The organism is Niallia circulans (assembly GCF_003726095.1).
In the GTDB taxonomy this organism is placed as follows: domain Bacteria; phylum Bacillota; class Bacilli; order Bacillales; family Cytobacillaceae; genus Niallia; species Niallia circulans_A.
Genome location: NZ_CP026031.1, coordinates 2,239,482 through 2,257,176 on the forward strand (window position 1 = coordinate 2,239,482; position 17,695 = coordinate 2,257,176).

14 protein-coding genes and 1 other annotated feature are annotated in these 17,695 nt (G+C 36.1%); of the genes, 2 read left to right on the forward strand and 12 right to left on the reverse strand.

Going from position 1 to position 17,695, the window contains the following annotated elements:
* Positions 1 to 123 precede the first annotated feature (123 nt).
* From C2I06_RS10970 to spoVID, 4 genes are all read right to left on the reverse strand, one after another.
* A complete protein-coding gene (locus C2I06_RS10970; protein ID WP_123258054.1) occupies positions 124 to 1,425 on the reverse strand; it encodes a bifunctional folylpolyglutamate synthase/dihydrofolate synthase in 1,302 nt (433 codons plus the stop codon).
* A gap of 145 nt (positions 1,426 to 1,570) precedes the next feature.
* The gene (locus C2I06_RS10975; protein WP_123258055.1) at positions 1,571 to 4,216 is read right to left on the reverse strand and encodes a valine--tRNA ligase; all 2,646 of its coding nucleotides are present in this window, start codon (positions 4,214 to 4,216) and stop codon (positions 1,571 to 1,573) included.
* Positions 4,217 to 4,280: 64 nt separating this feature from the next.
* Positions 4,281 to 4,510 (reverse strand) — a binding site (T-box leader).
* 166 nt (positions 4,511 to 4,676) lie between these two features.
* Positions 4,677 to 5,765: a spore coat protein YsxE gene (gene ysxE, locus C2I06_RS10985; RefSeq protein WP_235850299.1), complete on the reverse strand. Its 1,089-nt coding sequence runs from the start codon at positions 5,763 to 5,765 to the stop codon at positions 4,677 to 4,679.
* A 190-nt stretch (positions 5,766 to 5,955) separates the two neighbouring features.
* On the reverse strand, positions 5,956 to 7,158 hold the full coding sequence (gene spoVID, locus C2I06_RS10990) for a stage VI sporulation protein D (RefSeq protein ID WP_235850298.1): 1,203 nt from the start codon (positions 7,156 to 7,158) through the stop codon (positions 5,956 to 5,958).
* 294 nt (positions 7,159 to 7,452) lie between these two features.
* Between spoVID and C2I06_RS10995 the strand changes: the two genes are divergently transcribed.
* Both C2I06_RS10995 and C2I06_RS11000 read left to right on the forward strand, forming a co-directional pair.
* Complete coding sequence (locus C2I06_RS10995; RefSeq protein ID WP_095331547.1) at positions 7,453 to 8,205, forward strand: polysaccharide deacetylase family protein; 753 nt, start codon at positions 7,453 to 7,455, stop codon at positions 8,203 to 8,205.
* A gap of 10 nt (positions 8,206 to 8,215) precedes the next feature.
* A complete protein-coding gene (locus C2I06_RS11000; RefSeq protein ID WP_095331545.1) occupies positions 8,216 to 9,181 on the forward strand; it encodes an ABC transporter substrate-binding protein in 966 nt (321 codons plus the stop codon).
* Positions 9,182 to 9,440: 259 nt separating this feature from the next.
* Here the strand turns inward: C2I06_RS11000 and C2I06_RS11005 are convergent, their stop codons facing one another.
* From C2I06_RS11005 to hemA, 8 genes are all read right to left on the reverse strand, one after another.
* Positions 9,441 to 10,193, reverse strand: coding sequence for an ABC transporter permease (locus C2I06_RS11005; protein WP_217279674.1), 753 nt, complete (start codon positions 10,191 to 10,193; stop codon positions 9,441 to 9,443).
* Complete coding sequence (locus C2I06_RS11010) at positions 10,190 to 10,933, reverse strand: ABC transporter ATP-binding protein (protein WP_095331607.1); 744 nt, start codon at positions 10,931 to 10,933, stop codon at positions 10,190 to 10,192. Before C2I06_RS11010 ends, C2I06_RS11005 begins: the two co-directional genes overlap by 4 nt.
* Positions 10,934 to 11,136: 203 nt before the next feature.
* Complete coding sequence (gene hemL / locus C2I06_RS11015; protein WP_095331543.1) at positions 11,137 to 12,426, reverse strand: glutamate-1-semialdehyde 2,1-aminomutase; 1,290 nt, start codon at positions 12,424 to 12,426, stop codon at positions 11,137 to 11,139.
* Positions 12,427 to 12,440: 14 nt separating this feature from the next.
* Positions 12,441 to 13,415 carry a porphobilinogen synthase gene (hemB, locus tag C2I06_RS11020; protein ID WP_095331541.1) on the reverse strand — a complete coding sequence of 325 codons (975 nt, stop codon included), beginning with the start codon at positions 13,413 to 13,415 and terminating at the stop codon, positions 12,441 to 12,443.
* 15 nt (positions 13,416 to 13,430) lie between these two features.
* The gene (locus C2I06_RS11025) at positions 13,431 to 14,195 is read right to left on the reverse strand and encodes a uroporphyrinogen-III synthase (RefSeq protein ID WP_164463674.1); all 765 of its coding nucleotides are present in this window, start codon (positions 14,193 to 14,195) and stop codon (positions 13,431 to 13,433) included.
* Complete coding sequence (hemC, locus tag C2I06_RS11030; protein WP_095331537.1) at positions 14,188 to 15,123, reverse strand: hydroxymethylbilane synthase; 936 nt, start codon at positions 15,121 to 15,123, stop codon at positions 14,188 to 14,190. The genes C2I06_RS11025 and hemC overlap by 8 nt, the downstream gene beginning before the upstream one ends.
* Positions 15,124 to 15,164: 41 nt before the next feature.
* Entirely contained in the window at positions 15,165 to 15,989 is an 825-nt protein-coding gene (locus C2I06_RS11035) for a cytochrome C assembly family protein (protein ID WP_095331535.1), read from the reverse strand.
* A gap of 198 nt (positions 15,990 to 16,187) precedes the next feature.
* Positions 16,188 to 17,537, reverse strand: coding sequence for a glutamyl-tRNA reductase (gene hemA, locus C2I06_RS11040; RefSeq protein WP_095331533.1), 1,350 nt, complete (start codon positions 17,535 to 17,537; stop codon positions 16,188 to 16,190).
* Positions 17,538 to 17,695 lie beyond the last annotated feature (158 nt).

The following is a 17,695-nucleotide window of genomic DNA, read 5'->3' on the forward strand; positions in this document are numbered from 1 at the left end:
ACTTTTAATTTATATAGAAACAAAAAAATCGCATCAAATTCTTAAAATTCCCACATTTTAAACCTAATAAATATATACTACCTTTTTCTTTTCTAATAATCTATATTTTTTTGTGCGATATAGTTATTTCAGATAGTTTCTCCAAAATTCCTTTACTTCTGAAATAAAGTACAAAGATCCCGTTATAAGGAACAGGTCATCTACTCTAATCTTTTCCAGTTGCGTGAGAATTGCTTTCTGCCAGTCGCTATTCTGCTCCTTCGATGGATGGTTACTTTCTTCATATAATGTCTTGCTGCTTGCAGCCCTTGGATAGTCAAATGTAACAAAAGTAATTGAAGTTGCCACTTGATCCAATTTAGCAATCATTTTGTCCGTTTTTTTATCAGAAAGTGCTGCAAAGATAATATGTTTTTTCTTATCTTTATAGCGATTAACTAATACATCTACCAGTGCATCGATTCCTTCTTCATTATGCGCCCCATCTACTACGACAAAAGGATTTCCTGACAGAATTTCCAATCGACCAGGCCATTTGGATTGGTATAATCCCTTTCGAATACTATCTTCATTTATGGATTCAAATGTATCCTGCAATAGATGGGCACCCATTACAGCTAGTGATGCATTTTCCACTTGGTGCTTACCAAACATGGTAATCTGTAAATCTTCCCATTTAAAAAACATTGACTTTAATTCAAATGATTCACTAGAAGGTGTTGAATGGTATTTATCAATCATAAAGTCCTTATCTAATAGATAGATAGGCGCTTTCCTTTCCATTGCCTGATTTACGATTACTTTTTGAGCACCCTTTTGTTTCACTGCTGCAATAATCGGCGTTTCTGTTTTAATAATGCCAGCTTTTTCAAAGGCGATTTTTTCATAGGTGTCTCCTAAAATCGCTGTATGATCTAATCCTATACTTGTAATAATAGAAAGCAAAGGGGAGATGATATTAGTTGAATCAAAACGACCACCTAATCCTACCTCATAAATGACAATATCCATTTTATTGATATAAGCAAAATAGTAGAAAGACATCGCTGTAATAATTTCAAATTCAGTTGGTCCACCAATCTCCATCTGGTCCATTTCTTCGACAATTGGTAATAGTTTATTTGCTAATGCAAAAATTTCTTCGTCGCTAATTGGTATTCCGTTTACGCTAATTCTCTCATTAAATTGTTCGATGTATGGAGAAGTAAAGGTTCCAACTGTTAATCCTGCTTGTTGCAAAATATTTCTTAAATAAGTAACAGTAGATCCCTTTCCATTTGTTCCACCTATATGAACTGTCTTTATCTGTTTTTCCGGATGATTTAGCTTTTCCATCATCATTTCCATTCTTGTTAACCCAGGCTTTATTCCAAAACGCAAACGAGAATGAATCCAATTTAATGCTTCCTCATAATTATGAAACATTGCTACACCCTCTTATAAGATTAATGATTGCCAGTATTTTCTCTAATTAACTTTGGCTAGTATTATGAAAAGTAAAAGCTTCATCCATAGAAGAAGGGTGCCTCAAAGGTTTGATAGCGGAGACACCCTTCGTTCTACTATGAAATTAACCTTTTAGTTCATTAATACGTGCTTCAACTGCGGCACGTTTTTCTAAATAATCTTTTTCTTTTGCTTTTTCCTCGTTAATTACTTTTTCTGGTGCTTTTTTTACAAAGCCTTCATTGCTTAATTTCTTTTGAACACGTTCTACTTCTTTATTCCATTTCTCTAACTCTTTATTTAATCGAGCTATTTCTTCTTCCATATTAATTAAACCTTCTAAAGGAAGAATGATTTCAGCACCTGTTACTACAGCCGTCATAGCTTTATCCGGTACAGCTATATCTGTATCAATACTTAATGTTTCCGGGTTGCAGAAACGCTCAATAAAAGATTTATTTTCAAGAAGGGTAGCTTTCACTTCTTCATCTTTAGCTTTTAATAAAATGCTGATTTTCTTACTCATTGGTGTATTGACTTCTGCACGGCTATTACGAATAGAGCGAATGATTTCTACTAATAGCTTCATATCATTTGCAGCCTTATCATCTGTAAATGCCGGATTTACTTCTGGCCAGTCTGCAACAGTAATCGATTCGCCAGCATGCGGAAGGTTTTGCCAGATTTCTTCTGTGATAAATGGCATAAATGGATGTAATAAACGCATTGTATTATCAAGCACATACGCTAAAATAGAGCGTGTTGTTAGTTTTGCTGCTTCATCATCACCGTATAATGGAAGCTTTGCCATCTCAATATACCAGTCACAGAAATCATCCCAGATAAAATTATAAAGGACTCTTCCTACTTCTCCAAATTCATAGCGGTCAGATAGACGTGTCACAGTTTCAATAGTTTCATTCAATCTCGTTAGGATCCACTTATCCGCAACTGATTTTTCACCTGATAAATCAATCTCATCATACGTTAAACCATCCATGTTCATTAACGCAAAACGGGAAGCATTCCAAATTTTATTCGCAAAGTTCCAAGTAGACTCTACTTTTTCAATACTGAAACGTAAATCTTGACCAGGTGAACTTCCTGTTGATAAGAAATAACGTAAGGAGTCTGCACCATACTTAGCAATTACATCCATAGGATCGACACCATTTCCTAGAGACTTACTCATTTTGCGACCTTGTTCATCCCGAACAAGTCCGTGAATTAATACATCTTTAAATGGTCTTTCCCCAGTAAACTCAATACCTTGGAAAATCATGCGAGATACCCAGAAGAAAATAATATCATATCCAGTTACTAAAGCAGCAGTAGGATAATAGCGCTTATAATCTTCTGCCTCTGTATTTGGCCAGTTTAATGTAGAGAATGGCCATAATGCTGAACTGAACCATGTATCTAATACGTCTGTATCCTGTGTCCAATTTTCTATATCTGCTGGTGCTTCATGGTTTACATAAATTTCACCTGTTTCTTTATGATACCAAGCAGGAATACGATGCCCCCACCAAAGCTGACGAGAAATACACCAATCGCGAATATTTTCCATCCAGCGCATATACGTGTTTTCAAAGCGATTTGGAACAAAGTTAACTTTTTCAGCATCTTTATCTTGCAGGGCGATTGCTTTATCAGCCAATGGCTGCATTTTAACGAACCATTGCGTAGATAGATACGGCTCTACTACTGCACCACTTCGCTCAGAATGACCAACAGAATGCATATGCTCTTCAATTTTGAACAAAACTCCCATTTTCTGTAAATCTTTGACAATTTGCTTACGACATTCGAAACGGTCCATTCCTTCATATTTGCCAGCACGCTCATTCATCGTACCGTCTTCGTTCATTACCAAGATTCTTTCTAAATTATGACGGTTTCCAACTTCAAAATCATTAGGATCATGGGCTGGAGTCATTTTAACAGCGCCTGATCCAAAGTCCATTTCCACATAATCATCCGCAACAATCGGAATTTCTCTGCCTACGATCGGAAGAACTACTTTTTTACCAATTAAATGCTGGTATCTTTCATCTTTCGGATGAACAGCAACACCTGAATCGCCTAACATTGTTTCTGGACGAGTTGTTGCTATTTCAATATATCCAGATCCATCTGCTAAAGGATATTTCATATGATAAAAGGCACCTTGTACATCCTTATAGATAACCTCAATATCAGAGAGTGCAGTTTTGGTAGCTGGGTCCCAGTTGATAATATATTCTCCGCGGTAGATAAGCCCTTTCTTATATAAAGAAACGAACACTTCACGAACTGCTTTGGATAGCCCTTCATCTAATGTGAATCTTTCACGAGAATAATCTAATCCTAGACCTAATTTAGACCATTGGGCACGAATATGACTTGCATATTCCTCTTTCCATTTCCATGTTTCTTCTACAAATTTTTCACGACCAAGATCATATCTGCTTATATTTTGGGCGCGCAGCTTTTCTTCTACCTTTGCCTGGGTAGCAATACCGGCATGGTCCATTCCAGGTAACCATAATACATCATAACCTTGCATTCTTTTCATTCTTGTTAAAATATCTTGTAATGTTGTATCCCATGCATGCCCTAAATGCAGTTTACCTGTTACATTTGGAGGCGGGATTACGATTGTATAAGGCTTTTTTCCTTCATCTGGCTTTGCCTCAAAAAATTTGCCTTCTAACCACCAATCATAGCGACCCTTTTCAATACTTGCTGGATCATACTTTGTCGGCATGGAGATTTCTTTCATTTCCATCCTAATTTCCTCCTAATCGTGTTCCTTTGTACTTTTTAAAGCAAATAAAAAACTCCACTCGTCTTAAAAGGACGAATGGAGTTTGTTCGCGGTACCACCTTTTTTCCAATACAAAATAGGTATTGGCTCTTTAAAAGATGATATCGGATACTGTCCGTCTTTTACTAATAAGCACACCGTTCGCAAAAGAAGCTCGAGGGCTACCTTCCAATGGGTTGAATAGAAATCTCGCAGCTGTTGATTTCCTCTCTTTGAAACAACTTTCATTGTACTACTCCCTGTCATTGCTTTAATAATTTATTTTATATATGCTATACTACCGAAAATAACTTAATCTCGTCAATAAGGATTGCCTAAATTTTTTAATTTTATTCATTTCCTTTTTTGTTTGTCTTTACTTTATGTACATGTGAAAAAATGGTGACAATTATTACACCCAATAATAATAGACCCAAGTTTTTTAATCCTGGGTCTCTGCTTGTTCCGCAGCATCCTGCTGTGCTTTTTTTTGTCTTTCTATCTCATCCACTCGCATAACAACATATTCAGTATTTTTTAAAAGCCAATATTGTTTAAGCAGCTTTTGAACATATTTTCGTTCATTAATGTCTTTCTTATTTGCTTTCATATATTTCTCACAAACTCGAATAATGGGGCCTGGATGAGCTAAATAACTTAAAAACAATAGCATTTCATCGTATTTTAACGGATTATGCTTAAAGTACGTATATAGCCACTCAATACATTCATCGTTCTGCTTCGGTCCCGTTTTTAATGAGCGTGCGAGAAATGGAAGTAAATCATGACTGGCCGTTCCATACTTAGCTTTTTCAAAATTAGTAAAGTAGCCATATCCTCTATCATCATAAAGAAAATGCTCTGGTGACAGTTTCCCATGAATAATGGAGACTCTTGCCTTTTCATCTTCTTTCGTTTCCTCATACCATTCTTTTAGCTTTGTTTCCGAATAGATCAACGCCTGCCGAATATCATGGTAATACAGACAGAACATTAATTCAAATGGTGACATATACTCTTTATTTTCGCATAGCTCAATAAAGCCATTTAAAAACTCTTGTTCTTTTTCAATATCTAACTGTGTATTTTCAAAATGCTCCTGTCGATCTTCCTTCTCAATTTTCACTTCCTTCGAAGATAAAATATGAAGGCGTGCAAGCTCGCGAAACATTTGCTGATGCTTCCTGGAATAATTCTCTCTTTCCTCATTTGGTAACCAGGGCATTAAGTAGAACAGCTTATTATCATAAAAAATAGCGTATCTACCATCTACAGCTGGATAGATCGGAACAATCCGATTATAGCCTTTTTGATATAGCATTCGAATATGACGGGTGAAATCAGCACCGTGATGAGGATCCATTCGTTTCAAAGCAAAAGTTCCTTTATTACTGTAAATCTTCGCTACTTTTCCGAACTCCTCTACAAAATTCGGTTCGACTGCATATGGCTTCAAAATCGGTGTATACTTCTTTAATATGTTTTGTTCATTCATATCCGCCCACACTTTCTCATAAAGTGAAACTGCCATCTTCTCCGTTTCTATCGATGGTTAGTTGACGATTCGGGCATTTACCATATATTCGATTAACAATCGACTCTGTTTTGTTTTCCTTCCAATTCCTTTCACTCTCTTACCGTTTAAACTTCAAGAGTAAAAGACGGGTGAAAAGTCAAGAAAAACAGTCAAGCAGGATTTTCTCCTGCCTGCTGTTTGTGCCCTATTTCTCTACAAAATTCCCAGGAATATATAGAACTTGCCCCTCATATATATCTTGATTTGCTTCCATGCGATTTTCTTTTAACAATGCATGGATATTTACATTGTATCGGTCACTTAATTTTTCTAATGTATCGCCTTGCTGTACAATACAAACTTTCACTTTTGTATGCTTCTCTTCTTCTTTTCTAGCAAAAAATTCTGTAAAAGTAAGAGACTTTGTCTTATTAAAAAGGCCTTTCTTCTTTTTAGGCTCCTCATTAGGAGAAGAAGATGATTCTTCTAGTTCTTCTTCTTCCATAACAACCTCTTCTTGCTTTGCTTCAGAGGAGGACTCGTGATCCGGTTTCTGGAAAACTTCTTCTGCAGTAAATACTTTTTCTTCACTACGTAATATGGAAACTTTCATCTCTGGTTCTGCAGGAGCAGCCTCCTCCTCTTTTCTAACTTCCTCAGAAAAATAAGGGATCTTTGTATGTTCGTTTGTGCTCCATTCATCATCCTCTTCTGGAGTCTTTCTAACCTCTAGTTCGAAGGAAGAATATAAGTCATCCTCTGTTTCCTTCTCTTCACGTAATTCCTCTAGTAAGGGACTAACATTTTGAAATGGACTAACGGCAATTTCAACAGGTTCTTCTATGGAATCAGTTAAAACCTCCTCTTCTTCCTTCGAATGATCCCGTATTAGTTCCACTACTTCTTCCTCTTCTTGCGTATGCCGTGCTACTTCCAATTCTTCTTCCCTTTCCTCTTCCGCTATATCCTCCTCCACTTCTTCTGAAGCCAAGCCAGAAATAGTTAAATCAGCCGTTAAATTTAAGCAGCTTCTTTCGGGAAAAACATAATCAAAAGTATCAATCTCGATTTCCACATCATCAAGACTTGTCACTCTTTCAAGAGGAATCGTAATATCGACAGGGAAATGGTGTAAAAATTCACATACCCCTTCCTCTCTCTCCATAACAGAATGCACTAATTTAGGAGCTTTAAAAACCTCCTCCTCTTCTTGTTCCCCTTCATTGTAGCGCTTGTATTCACCACTAAGCTCTAAAGAGCCTTGAATGATAATATACTGATCGTTCTCTTGGATTGTTATATTGGGATCAAGTGAAATGGAAAGCAGATCTGCTACTTCCTGTCCTTTTTGAAACCAGACGGACTCTTCCAACGAAAACCGTAAAATAGACGAATTTTCTTGAGACAAAGCGACTCCTCCTCTCATTCCTTTCACGTGTATATCACTATTGTCTTTAAAAACTTATGATTATCTGTAACACTTTATGAATATTTCTTTTATTTGTTTAGCTAAGAAAGAATCGAACTTTAACAAAAATCTAATTTTTCTGAATTTATACACCAAATTGTTAAAACTATTTATAATTCTAGCCGTTTTTTCCTATTAGGGTCCGATATAATAAAAGAAGATTTTGTAAGTTAACAAAATTACTTAAATTGGAAACGCAGAAATTCTGCATTTTATGAAAGAGGAGGTTTTATGATGGCTTTTTCTGTGTTAATGTATCACGAAATAAGAAAAGAGGAAGATTTTCAAGCAGCAGAACAACATCCCATTGATGTCAAACAAGCATATAAGGATTTCTTGCCCTCTCCCCTTTTCATTACACTAGAAAAATTTGAACAACAAATGGAGTATTTGTTTCACAATGGTTTCCACACTTTATCTTTAGAGGAAGTAAAGGCATATTATGAAAGAGGCAATCCCTTACCGGAAAAATCAATATTACTTACTTTTGATGACTGCTTTCAATCCATCAAAGAATATGCATACCCGATTCTCAAAAAATATCAATTTCACGCAACAGCATTTGTGGTAACAGGATGGCTGCATGATAATAAACGTATATTTGTAAAAGATAAATCTGTATGTTTATCTGCAAGGGACCTAGAGGAAATGAAAGACGTATTTGAATATGCCAACCATACACATCATATGCATATACGTACAAGTGAGTCAGAAAGTCTATTAATGACATCTCGTAAAGAAACCTTTGCCAAAGATCTAGATGAATGCAACAATCATATTCTAATCAACCATAAAAATGTATTTGCCTATCCATTTGGCCTATTTAACGAATCCAATGTACTCACTTTAAAAGAAAAAGAATTTAAACTTGCATTCACTTGTGAAAATGGTCACAATGATATGCAGACTAATCCTCTTTTACTAAAAAGAAATGCCATTCCTTATTTAATAGACTTAGAGGCATTTAAAAAAATTATAACTATTTAGGAGAAAAATGATGAAAAAAATATGGACCCTATCCTTCATACTCGTTTTCGTTTTAGTTGCTGCTGCTTGTGGAAAGACAACAGCAACTAAAACAAATGATCAAAAAAGTAACACGACTGAAAAACCATCCGGGGAAGAACTAACGATCGGCATTTTGCCCGCAGAATCAGCAATACCGATTATTTTGGCAAAAGAAAATGGCTACTTTGATAAAGAAGGACTAAAGGTTTCCATCAAATCCTTCTCTGCTCCTACTGATCGAAATGTTGCCATCCAAGCGAATGAAGTAGACGGGACAATCGCAGATGTCATGACAGCAGCAGCTTTTATGGAGAATGGCATAAAGATGAAGATTACTTCTGATATAAGTGAAGATTTTAAAATTCTCTCCTCTCCAAACTCAGGAGTGACAGAGATGAAAGAGTTAGATGGTAAAAATGTTTCACTTGTACCGAATTTTATCTTGGAATATATTATGGATGATTTTGCAGCGAAAGAAGACTTCACTTATAATATCGTGGAAATCCCTTCTTTTTCTGGCCGTGCGGAAGCACTTATGGCAGATAAAGTGGATGGAGTAGTTTTTACAGAACCACAGGCTAGCATGCTAGTCAGCCAAGGAGCTCACCTTTTAGGAAGCTCAACAGATGCAGGGATTAAAGGAGGAACCATTTTATTTTCAGATGAACTAATATCCTCTAAACCAGCAGATATCAAAGCTTTTTATAAAGCTTATAATAAAGCTATTGACTATATGAACAATACAAAAGCTAAGGAATATGCTGATATATTAACTAAATACCAATTTCCTGATGCTATGAGCAATTATTTATCAACAAAAGAAAGCTTTCCTTATGCCAGTGTAGTGCCAAAAAATTCCTTTGATTCGATTGTTCAATGGACAAAAGAGAAAGGGCAAATTAAAGAAAGCTATACCTATGAAGATTTAACAGACTTTACTTTATTGCCAAATTAAAAAGTATACTTTTTAGGAAAAACAGAATACAAGTAGACTGATTTAATTTGTTTACGAATACTATTCATAGTAGATTCTCCTTGCTGCGTATTGATTGCAGTTGATATATGCAGCATAGAGGATCTTCTTTATGACTAATCCCACAGGAATGCTCCTATGGGGCTGCGCGAAGTACATGCTGATGTGCTCCCCCCAGCCTACTTTCTTAAGTTAAATGGAACAAATTAACGCCTTCCCTCTAAACTATATGTATCTCTCTTTACTTATAATTCCAAGGTGTCATTTTTAATTCTAGTTTATCTAATAAAATAAATAGCAATAAACCAATACATCCTAAGGCTACAATTCCTGCGAACATTTCTTCATAATTCATTTTTGTCCAGGCGCTGATAATATAGTAGCCAATTCCATATGTCGTTGCATAGTTTTCGGCAAAAAATAAGGTTGCTAAACTAATCCCTATGCTGATTCTTATCCCCGTAAATATCGCAGGTAGTATGCTTGGAAAAATTAAATAAATGAATTGCTGAAAAATAGCTGCCCGATAGCCGTTCATCACTTTGAAATAGCTTGCCGGTATTTGTAAGACACCATCTCTGACAGACAAAATGATTTGAAAAATAATAATCCAAATAATTAACATGATTTTAGACTCGTTTCCTAAACCATACAAAATCATAAATATCGGTAAAAATGCTACTTTGGGAATTGGATATATATAATATAAAAAAGGGGATAGCCATGTATTAACTCTCTTATTTTTCCCTAAAATAATTCCCATGGGAATACCTATTACCAAAGAAATAAATAATGCAATGAAAATTCTTAACAAACTGGCTCCTGAATGAAGAAGCAATATATATTTGTCGTGCCACATATAGGTAACTGTTAAAAGCGGAGATGGGATGGTGTGAGACTGGAGGAGAAAATAGACAATATACCAAAATAAACCGACACTTATAAAACCTAAGAATAGTTGATTCACGATGATTTTTTTTATAATGTTCTTCATACCTCTACCACCGCTAATCTTTTTCGGACTTCAATACAAGCCTTATAGAAGGACAAATTTTCTTTTGCTCTCTCTACTCCAAATAAGGGATTTTCGATCATCTCGATATCACCATTATCTTGTAGCAATAAAATATACTCCCCAAGAAGGACTGCCTCTTCAATATTATGTGTAACAAACAATAACGTGGTCTGCCGTTTTTCCACCTGCTCAGCAATTAACTGTTGAATTTGTTCTTTTGTCATTTCATCTAATGTAGATGTTGGTTCATCCATTAGCAACAAATCAGGTTTATTAATAAGTGTTCTTGCTAAAGCTACCCTTTGCTGCTGCCCTCCACTTAACTCCGTTGGATATTTATTCTCCATCCCACTTAATCCCACTTCTCTTATTAATGCTGTTACACTTTCCTTTATTTCCTGTTTTGCTTTTCTTTTATCTAACTTTAAAGGCATTGAAATAGAATCAAAAACTTTTAACCAAGGAAAAAGGCCTAAATCTTGAAACATAAAGCCAATATCCTTTTGTGGATGCTGGATTTTCTTCCCATCCATTAATACTTCTCCCTCCGTTGGGCTTAAGAAACCAGCGAGAAGATGGAGAAGTGTACTTTTCCCCACTCCAGACTTACCAATTAAAGCATATGATTTGCCCTTTTCTAAATCCAAATTGATTTTATGTAAGATAGTAGTATGATCATACGTAAAACTAACGTCCTGCATCTTTATAAATGAATCCATAAAAATCCCTTCTTGTCCTATTAATAGTTGCATCATAACATACTATTTCCCTTCATAAAGTGGCAAAAAATCGACAGTTCTAGGTAATTTGAATACATAGAAAGATGGGATCAAGTAAAACAGCCTAAAATCCCGATAAATTGCCATGGGGATTTTAGGCTGTTTTATTTTTCTATAACGAATAAGTTACTTTACAGTTTTATTTAAGCCTTCAACGTAGAAAAAGCTTGTTCAGCAGCACGAATCGTGTGCTCAATATCCTCATCCGTTAATGCTGTAGATAAAAACATCCCTTCAAATTGAGAAGGAGGAAGAAATACGCCTTGTTCTAACATACTATTATAAAAGGCTGCAAAGTAATCTAGATTAGATGTTTTTGCACTTTCATAATCTTTTACATCTTCATTAGTAAAGAAGAAACCAATCATAGAGCCAGCGCGATTTACTGTGAACGGAATCTCATATTTTGCAGCTGCTTCTTTTAAGCCTTCTTCTAAACGGTCCGCTTTTCGGATAAACTCTTTATACGTATCTTTTGTTAATTGCGATATTGTTTCAAAACCTGCTGTCATTGCAAGTGGATTACCAGATAAGGTACCAGCTTGGTATATTGGTCCGCTTGGCGCAATTTGGTTCATAATTTCTGCTTTTCCACCATATGCACCAACAGGTAATCCTCCACCAATTACTTTTCCGAGACAAGTTATATCAGGTGTAATGCCAAAATAGCCTTGCGCGCATCCGTAGTCCACACGAAATCCTGTCATGACTTCATCAAAAATAAGTAAAGCACCATATTCTGTTGTCACATCACGCAAACCTTGCAGGAACCCTGGCTTCGGAGGAACAACTCCCATATTTCCCGCAACCGGCTCCGCAATAATAGCTGCAATGTCTTCGCCATACATAGAAAAGGCGTATTTTACGCTCTCTAAATCATTATAAGCAACCGTAATCGTATTTGCTGCAACGCTTTCAGGCACTCCAGGACTATCTGGTAAACCAAGTGTCGCTACCCCAGATCCTGCTTTAATAAGCAAGGAATCGCCATGACCATGATAACAACCTTCAAACTTCAGAATTTTATTTCTCCCCGTATAGCCTCGAGCTAAACGGATTGCACTCATTGTAGCCTCTGTGCCAGAAGAAACCATCCGAACGATTTCGATACTAGGCACTCGTTCTTTTACAAGGGCAGCAAGTTCGTTTTCAATTAACGTTGGTGCTCCAAAACTAGTTCCTTTTTCAGCAACTTTTTTAATACCCTCGACTACTCGATCATCAGCATGTCCTAAAATAAGCGGCCCCCATGATAAAACATAGTCAATATATTCATTGCCATCAATATCGTAGATTTTAGAGCCTTTCCCTGCCTCCATAAACACTGGGTTTCTTTTAACAGATTTAAAGGCACGGACAGGGCTATTTACCCCTCCTGGCATTAATTCTACTGCTTCTTTATATGCAGCTTCTGATTTTTGATAGGAACGCATTTATCTTTCCTCCTTTATTGTTCTTTTAACATACGTGCAACATCTTTAGCAAAATACGTAATAATTAAATCTGCTCCAGCACGTTTCATACTAATCATTGTTTCCATTATAATTCTATCTTCCTCAATCCAGCCATTTTGTGCCGCAGCTTTTACCATGCTGTATTCTCCACTTACATTATAGGTAACAATCGGCAGATTCCATTCATTTTTCATATCACGAACAATATCTAAATAAGGAAGACCTGGCTTAACAATAAGAAAATCTGCTCCTTCTGCTACATCACTTTCAGCTTCTCTAAATGCTTCCAGACGATTAGCGGGATCCATTTGATAGGCTTTGCGATCTCCAAATTGTGGAGTACTATCAGCAGCTTCACGGAATGGACCATAAAAGGCAGAAGCGTATTTTACAGCATAACTCATAATTGGTATATCAATGAATCCAGCTTCATCTAACCCTTTTCTAATCGCAGCTACAAAGCCATCCATCATATTAGAAGGGGCAATAATATCCGCTCCAGCTTCTGCTTGGCTTACTGCAGCCTTCACAAGTAATTCTAATGATTCATCATTAAGCACTCTTCCAGCTTCAATTACTCCACAATGTCCGTGGCTAGTATATTCACATAAGCATGTATCTGCAACGACAATCATTTCCGGATAGTTAGCTTTAATGTATTTGATACCTTCCTGAACAATACCATGATCATGAAATGCTTGCGTTCCACATTCGTCTTTTTCCTTTGGAATACCGAATAATAACACAGATTTGATTCCAAGCTCTTGAACCTCATCCATCTCTTCCTTCAATCGATCAATGGAAAACTGATAAATACCAGGCATAGAGGAAATTTCAGTTTTACTATTTTCTTCTTCTGTAATAAAAATCGGATAAATTAAATCATCCAGATGTACATATGTTTCTTTCACTAATGCTCTCATATTGGCAGATTGTCTTAATCTGCGATGACGTTTAAATTCAACCATGTTCTTACCCCCAACTTAATTTGTTAAATACTGCACTAAATGTTCCAGAATACTATCTGTTGTATATGGTTTTGCTGTGATTGTTACATGCATTCCATAGCTGTGCAAGGTTTCTGTTGTGATTGGTCCAATACTAATCACGATACACCTTTCCACCCTATCAATCAATTGATGTTTTTGGATGATTTGCATAAAATGATGGGCGGTGGAGGAGCTGGTAAACAGTAATACCTCTATATCATTTTCCTTTACTTCATTAACAAGCAATTCTTCACTTTCTAGCGGGAAATACGTTTCATACAATATAGCTTCATCTACTTGTAAACAGGCTTTCTTTAATTGCTCTGCTAGAAATTCTCTTGATCTGTTTCCTTTTATAATTAGAATTCTCTGTTGTTTTTCCAAAATGGCTGCAAACTCTTTGGCAAACTGTTCAGCAACAAAATCTGTCGGCATAAAATCAGCTTGATACCCATATCCCGCAATAGCAGCTGTTGTCTTTTCGCCAATAACAGCAATTGGAGCTACAAGGGTTAATTCTAATCTGTTCATTTCTTTAAAAAAAGCATCTACTCCATTACGGCTCGTAAAGACAAGCCAATCATATGCTTTATTTTTTAAAGAAGCAATTACTCCATCTGGAAGTTGTTTTTCTCGAAACGCGATTAAAGGCACTTCAACCGGAATACCGCCTAGATCAATAATCTGCTTTGATAACACACTCGCTTGTTTTTTTGATCGAGGGACGAGAATTTTTTTTCCAAGAAGCAGATTAACCATCGATAACATTCTCCTCTTTCAACCGATCAATTAAGGCCTTCGCACCTTTGTCTGTTAAAATGGCTGCTGCTTGCTCCCCTACTTCTACTGGGTTTTTTCCCGATACTTCTTCCTTGTATATCTGTTTGCCATCAGGTGAAATAACTAATGCTGTTAATGACACTTCATCTTTTTCTACTTGTGCAAACCCTGCAATCGGAACTTGGCAGCCGCCTTCCATACGCTGTAAAAAGGCTCTTTCTGCATAAACAGTACGCGTCGTATCTTGGTTGGACAGCTTGCTTAAAAGTTCCAATACCTCTTTATCATCTTCGCGGCATTCAATAGCAAGGGCACCTTGGCCAACTGCCGGTAAGCATACTTCAGGCTCTAGAAACTCTGTCACTACATCGCTTGTCCATCCCATTCTCGCTAACCCAGCAGCAGCTAATATGATGGCATCATATTCTTCTGTTTCTAGCTTATTTAGACGGGTGTCTATATTTCCGCGAATCCATTTGATTTCAAGATCAGGACGAACTGCAAGTAATTGAGCACCTCTTCGCAAGCTGCTTGTCCCAATGACTGCCCCTTCTCTTAAATCTTTTAAAGGAATATGATTTTTACTAATCAAAGCATCTCGATAATCCTCACGCTCAGGAATACAGCCAATGGTTAATCCTTTTGGAAGCTCAGCCGGCATATCTTTCATACTGTGAACAGCAATATCAATTTCCTTATCCAGCATACTTTGCTCGATTTCTTTTACAAATAGCCCCTTTCCTCCAACCTTGGATAAAGTGACATCGAGCACAACATCTCCCTTGGTAACCACTTCTTTCACTTCAAATTCAAAAGAAGAATCTAATTTCTTCAGCTGATTAATTACCCAATTTGTCTGAGTAATAGCAAGCTTACTTTTCCTCGAACCAACAATTATTTTACGCATAAAAAGTACCTCCAACATATTTCCGTTATGTAGTCTTCCTTTTAATAATGAAAGGTGGAAAAATTACCTACTAACAAGAAATTAATTAACATAATTAAAAAACTAGCAATATTTAAGAGGGCAATATTTTTCCCCCTCATTTTTCGAGAAACTCGTAAGTACAAAAAGCTGCTATATACGAGTAACACAATAAAGGAGCTGATAATTTTCGGATCATACCAGAGAAAATCAGGTTTTTGAATAATGGCCCATTGCACCCCAAGAATTAAGCCAATTAATAATAATGGTACACCAAACACGCTTAATAAGTAAGATATATGTTCTAGTTTGGCTAAATCGGCGATCCGCATTACCCTCCTTCCCCATTTTTTCTGTTTCAATAAATCATATTGTATACAATAAAGGACAGAAAGAATAAAAGAGATCGTAAACATTCCATAGGCTAAAAGGGCCGCTGTCACATGAATGAACAGTAACTCAGAAACAACCTGTTCCACATGAATTCTGGCAGAATCTCGTGCAGGAGCAAAAGTATGTATTGCCATAACAATAAATCCGACTACATTTGTAAAAAATACAATAAAATCAATTTCCAGCCACTTATTTATTACCAAAGAAAAGGTTACCAATACCCAAGAATAAAAGTATAATCCTTCCATAATTGTGAGAATCGGAAACCTATTCATCTCCACTATATAGATAATTAAGAAAGATGATTGTAATATCCAGACAAATAAAAGTAACCAGAAAGCGACTCGATTTGCTCTCTGGTTATTATGCATAAAATCAAAAAAATATAATAGCACAGATAACGCATAAAGAATAATCGTGAATTCATGGAGTCTAGTCATAAATATATCCTGCATCAGCGCTTCCCCTTTGAACATAAAAGATCATAATACCAAGTTTTTCAACTTAATATAACTCTTATTTCTATAACCCCATCTATATTTTAACCTAAGAAAAGGAAAGTGAAACTACGACCCGAAAAGTTTATTATCGGATGACAAAGAAAGAAATCAAGAGCTCATTCACATTAGGCAGTAATTAAAACATTATCTCAATCATACTTGAATAGACGGCTGTGCAATTGGAGAAAATGCTTCTTTCTCTTCTTTCTTTCCTATATCGCTCGCTTCTTTCGGTGCATCGGCTTCTAAATTGAAGATTTTCATAAAAAGCTGCATTGATTGATCTGCATTCGGTTGAGCCGCTAATTCCTTCGCTTGAAGAATTGGATCTTTTAACATTTGATTCACAATACTCTTCGTATGCTTATTTAAAATCTTTCTTTCTCTTTCAGTAAGGTTAGGAAGTTTTCGATCTAGACTTTTCATTGTTTCACTTTGAATAGCAAGTGCCTTTTCGCGAAGAGCAGAAATGACTGGCACCACACCTAATAAGTGAAGCCATTGATTAAACTCGATAATTTCTGCCTCTATCATGATCATAATCTTTTCTGCTACTTTTTGTCGTTCTTGCAGATTCGCTTCTACAATTCCTTCTAAATCGTCAATATCATAAAGAAATACGCTATCTAATTCCGCGATTTCAGGATCTAAATCTCTTGGCACAGCAATATCAACCATGAATAGTGGATTCCCTTTACGAATTTTCTCCACGCCCTTCATCATTGCCTTTGTAATGACAAATGCATTAGACCCTGTTGAACTAATCACAATATCTGCATCTATTAAAGCACATTGTAGTTCATTCATCGGTTTGGCTTGACCTTCGAAACGATGTGCAAGTACTTCTGCTTTCTCAAATGTGCGATTTATCACAGTTACGTTTTTTGCTCCATTGCTATACAGATTCTGAATAGCAAGCTCGCCCATCTTTCCTGCACCTAATATAAGGACATTCTTATTTAGCAAGGTACCAAATATTTTTTTCGCCAATTCTACCGCAGCATAACTTACAGATACAGCGTTCGCACCGATATCTGTTTCTGTATGTGCTTTTTTCGCAAAGGTAATAGCTTGCTTAAATAATTGATTAAACACCGATCCAGTCGATTTAATGGATTGCGCTGTTAAGAAGCTAGTTCGTATCTGCCCTAAAATCTGTGTTTCTCCAACCACCATGGAATTTAAGCCACATGTCACTTGGAATAAGTGGTTTAATGCACCATCTTGTTCATACACAAATAAATAAGGAACAAACTCTTCTTGTTCCAATTGAAACCACTCTGCTAAAAATTGTTTAATATAATAGCGACCAGTATGAAGCTGATCTACTACTGCATATATTTCCGTACGATTACATGTTGAAATAATCACATTTTCTAAAATGCTTTTTTTATGTTGTAATTGATTCATAGCTTCCCCTATTTGCTCTGAATCAAATGTTAAACGTTCACGAATTTCTACTGGGGCCGTTTTAAAATTTAGTCCGACAGCTACTATATGCATTTCTTTGTGACACCCCCAAAGTAAGTTATACCTAATTATTCCTATTGAATTTTTTTAAACCTTTTATATAAACGGATTAAATTATAATAATTATTAACATGTAGTTATTATAACAAAATCATTTCAAAAATGGGTAACAATTTGCCTATTAATTGTGA

Excerpts from the sequence above, each read along its gene's own strand:
- C2I06_RS10975 (WP_123258055.1), bottom strand. The coding sequence starts at position 4,216 with ATGGAAATGAAAGAAATCTCCATGCCGACAAAGTATGATCCAGCAAGT.
- C2I06_RS11000 (WP_095331545.1), top strand. The coding sequence starts at position 8,216 with ATGAAAAAAATATGGACCCTATCCTTCATACTCGTTTTCGTTTTAGTT.
- hemL (WP_095331543.1), bottom strand. The coding sequence starts at position 12,426 with ATGCGTTCCTATCAAAAATCAGAAGCTGCATATAAAGAAGCAGTAGAA.
- C2I06_RS11010 (WP_095331607.1), bottom strand. The coding sequence starts at position 10,933 with ATGGATTCATTTATAAAGATGCAGGACGTTAGTTTTACGTATGATCAT.
- hemC (WP_095331537.1), bottom strand. The coding sequence starts at position 15,123 with ATGCGTAAAATAATTGTTGGTTCGAGGAAAAGTAAGCTTGCTATTACT.
- C2I06_RS10970 (WP_123258054.1), bottom strand. The coding sequence starts at position 1,425 with ATGTTTCATAATTATGAGGAAGCATTAAATTGGATTCATTCTCGTTTG.
- C2I06_RS11005 (WP_217279674.1), bottom strand. The coding sequence starts at position 10,193 with ATGAAGAACATTATAAAAAAAATCATCGTGAATCAACTATTCTTAGGT.
- hemA (WP_095331533.1), bottom strand. The coding sequence starts at position 17,537 with ATGCATATAGTAGCTGTCGGACTAAATTTTAAAACGGCCCCAGTAGAA.
- C2I06_RS11035 (WP_095331535.1), bottom strand. The coding sequence starts at position 15,989 with ATGCAGGATATATTTATGACTAGACTCCATGAATTCACGATTATTCTT.
- hemB (WP_095331541.1), bottom strand. The coding sequence starts at position 13,415 with ATGGTTGAATTTAAACGTCATCGCAGATTAAGACAATCTGCCAATATG.
- ysxE (WP_235850299.1), bottom strand. The coding sequence starts at position 5,765 with ATGGCAGTTTCACTTTATGAGAAAGTGTGGGCGGATATGAATGAACAA.
- C2I06_RS10995 (WP_095331547.1), top strand. The coding sequence starts at position 7,453 with ATGGCTTTTTCTGTGTTAATGTATCACGAAATAAGAAAAGAGGAAGAT.
- C2I06_RS11025 (WP_164463674.1), bottom strand. The coding sequence starts at position 14,195 with ATGGTTAATCTGCTTCTTGGAAAAAAAATTCTCGTCCCTCGATCAAAA.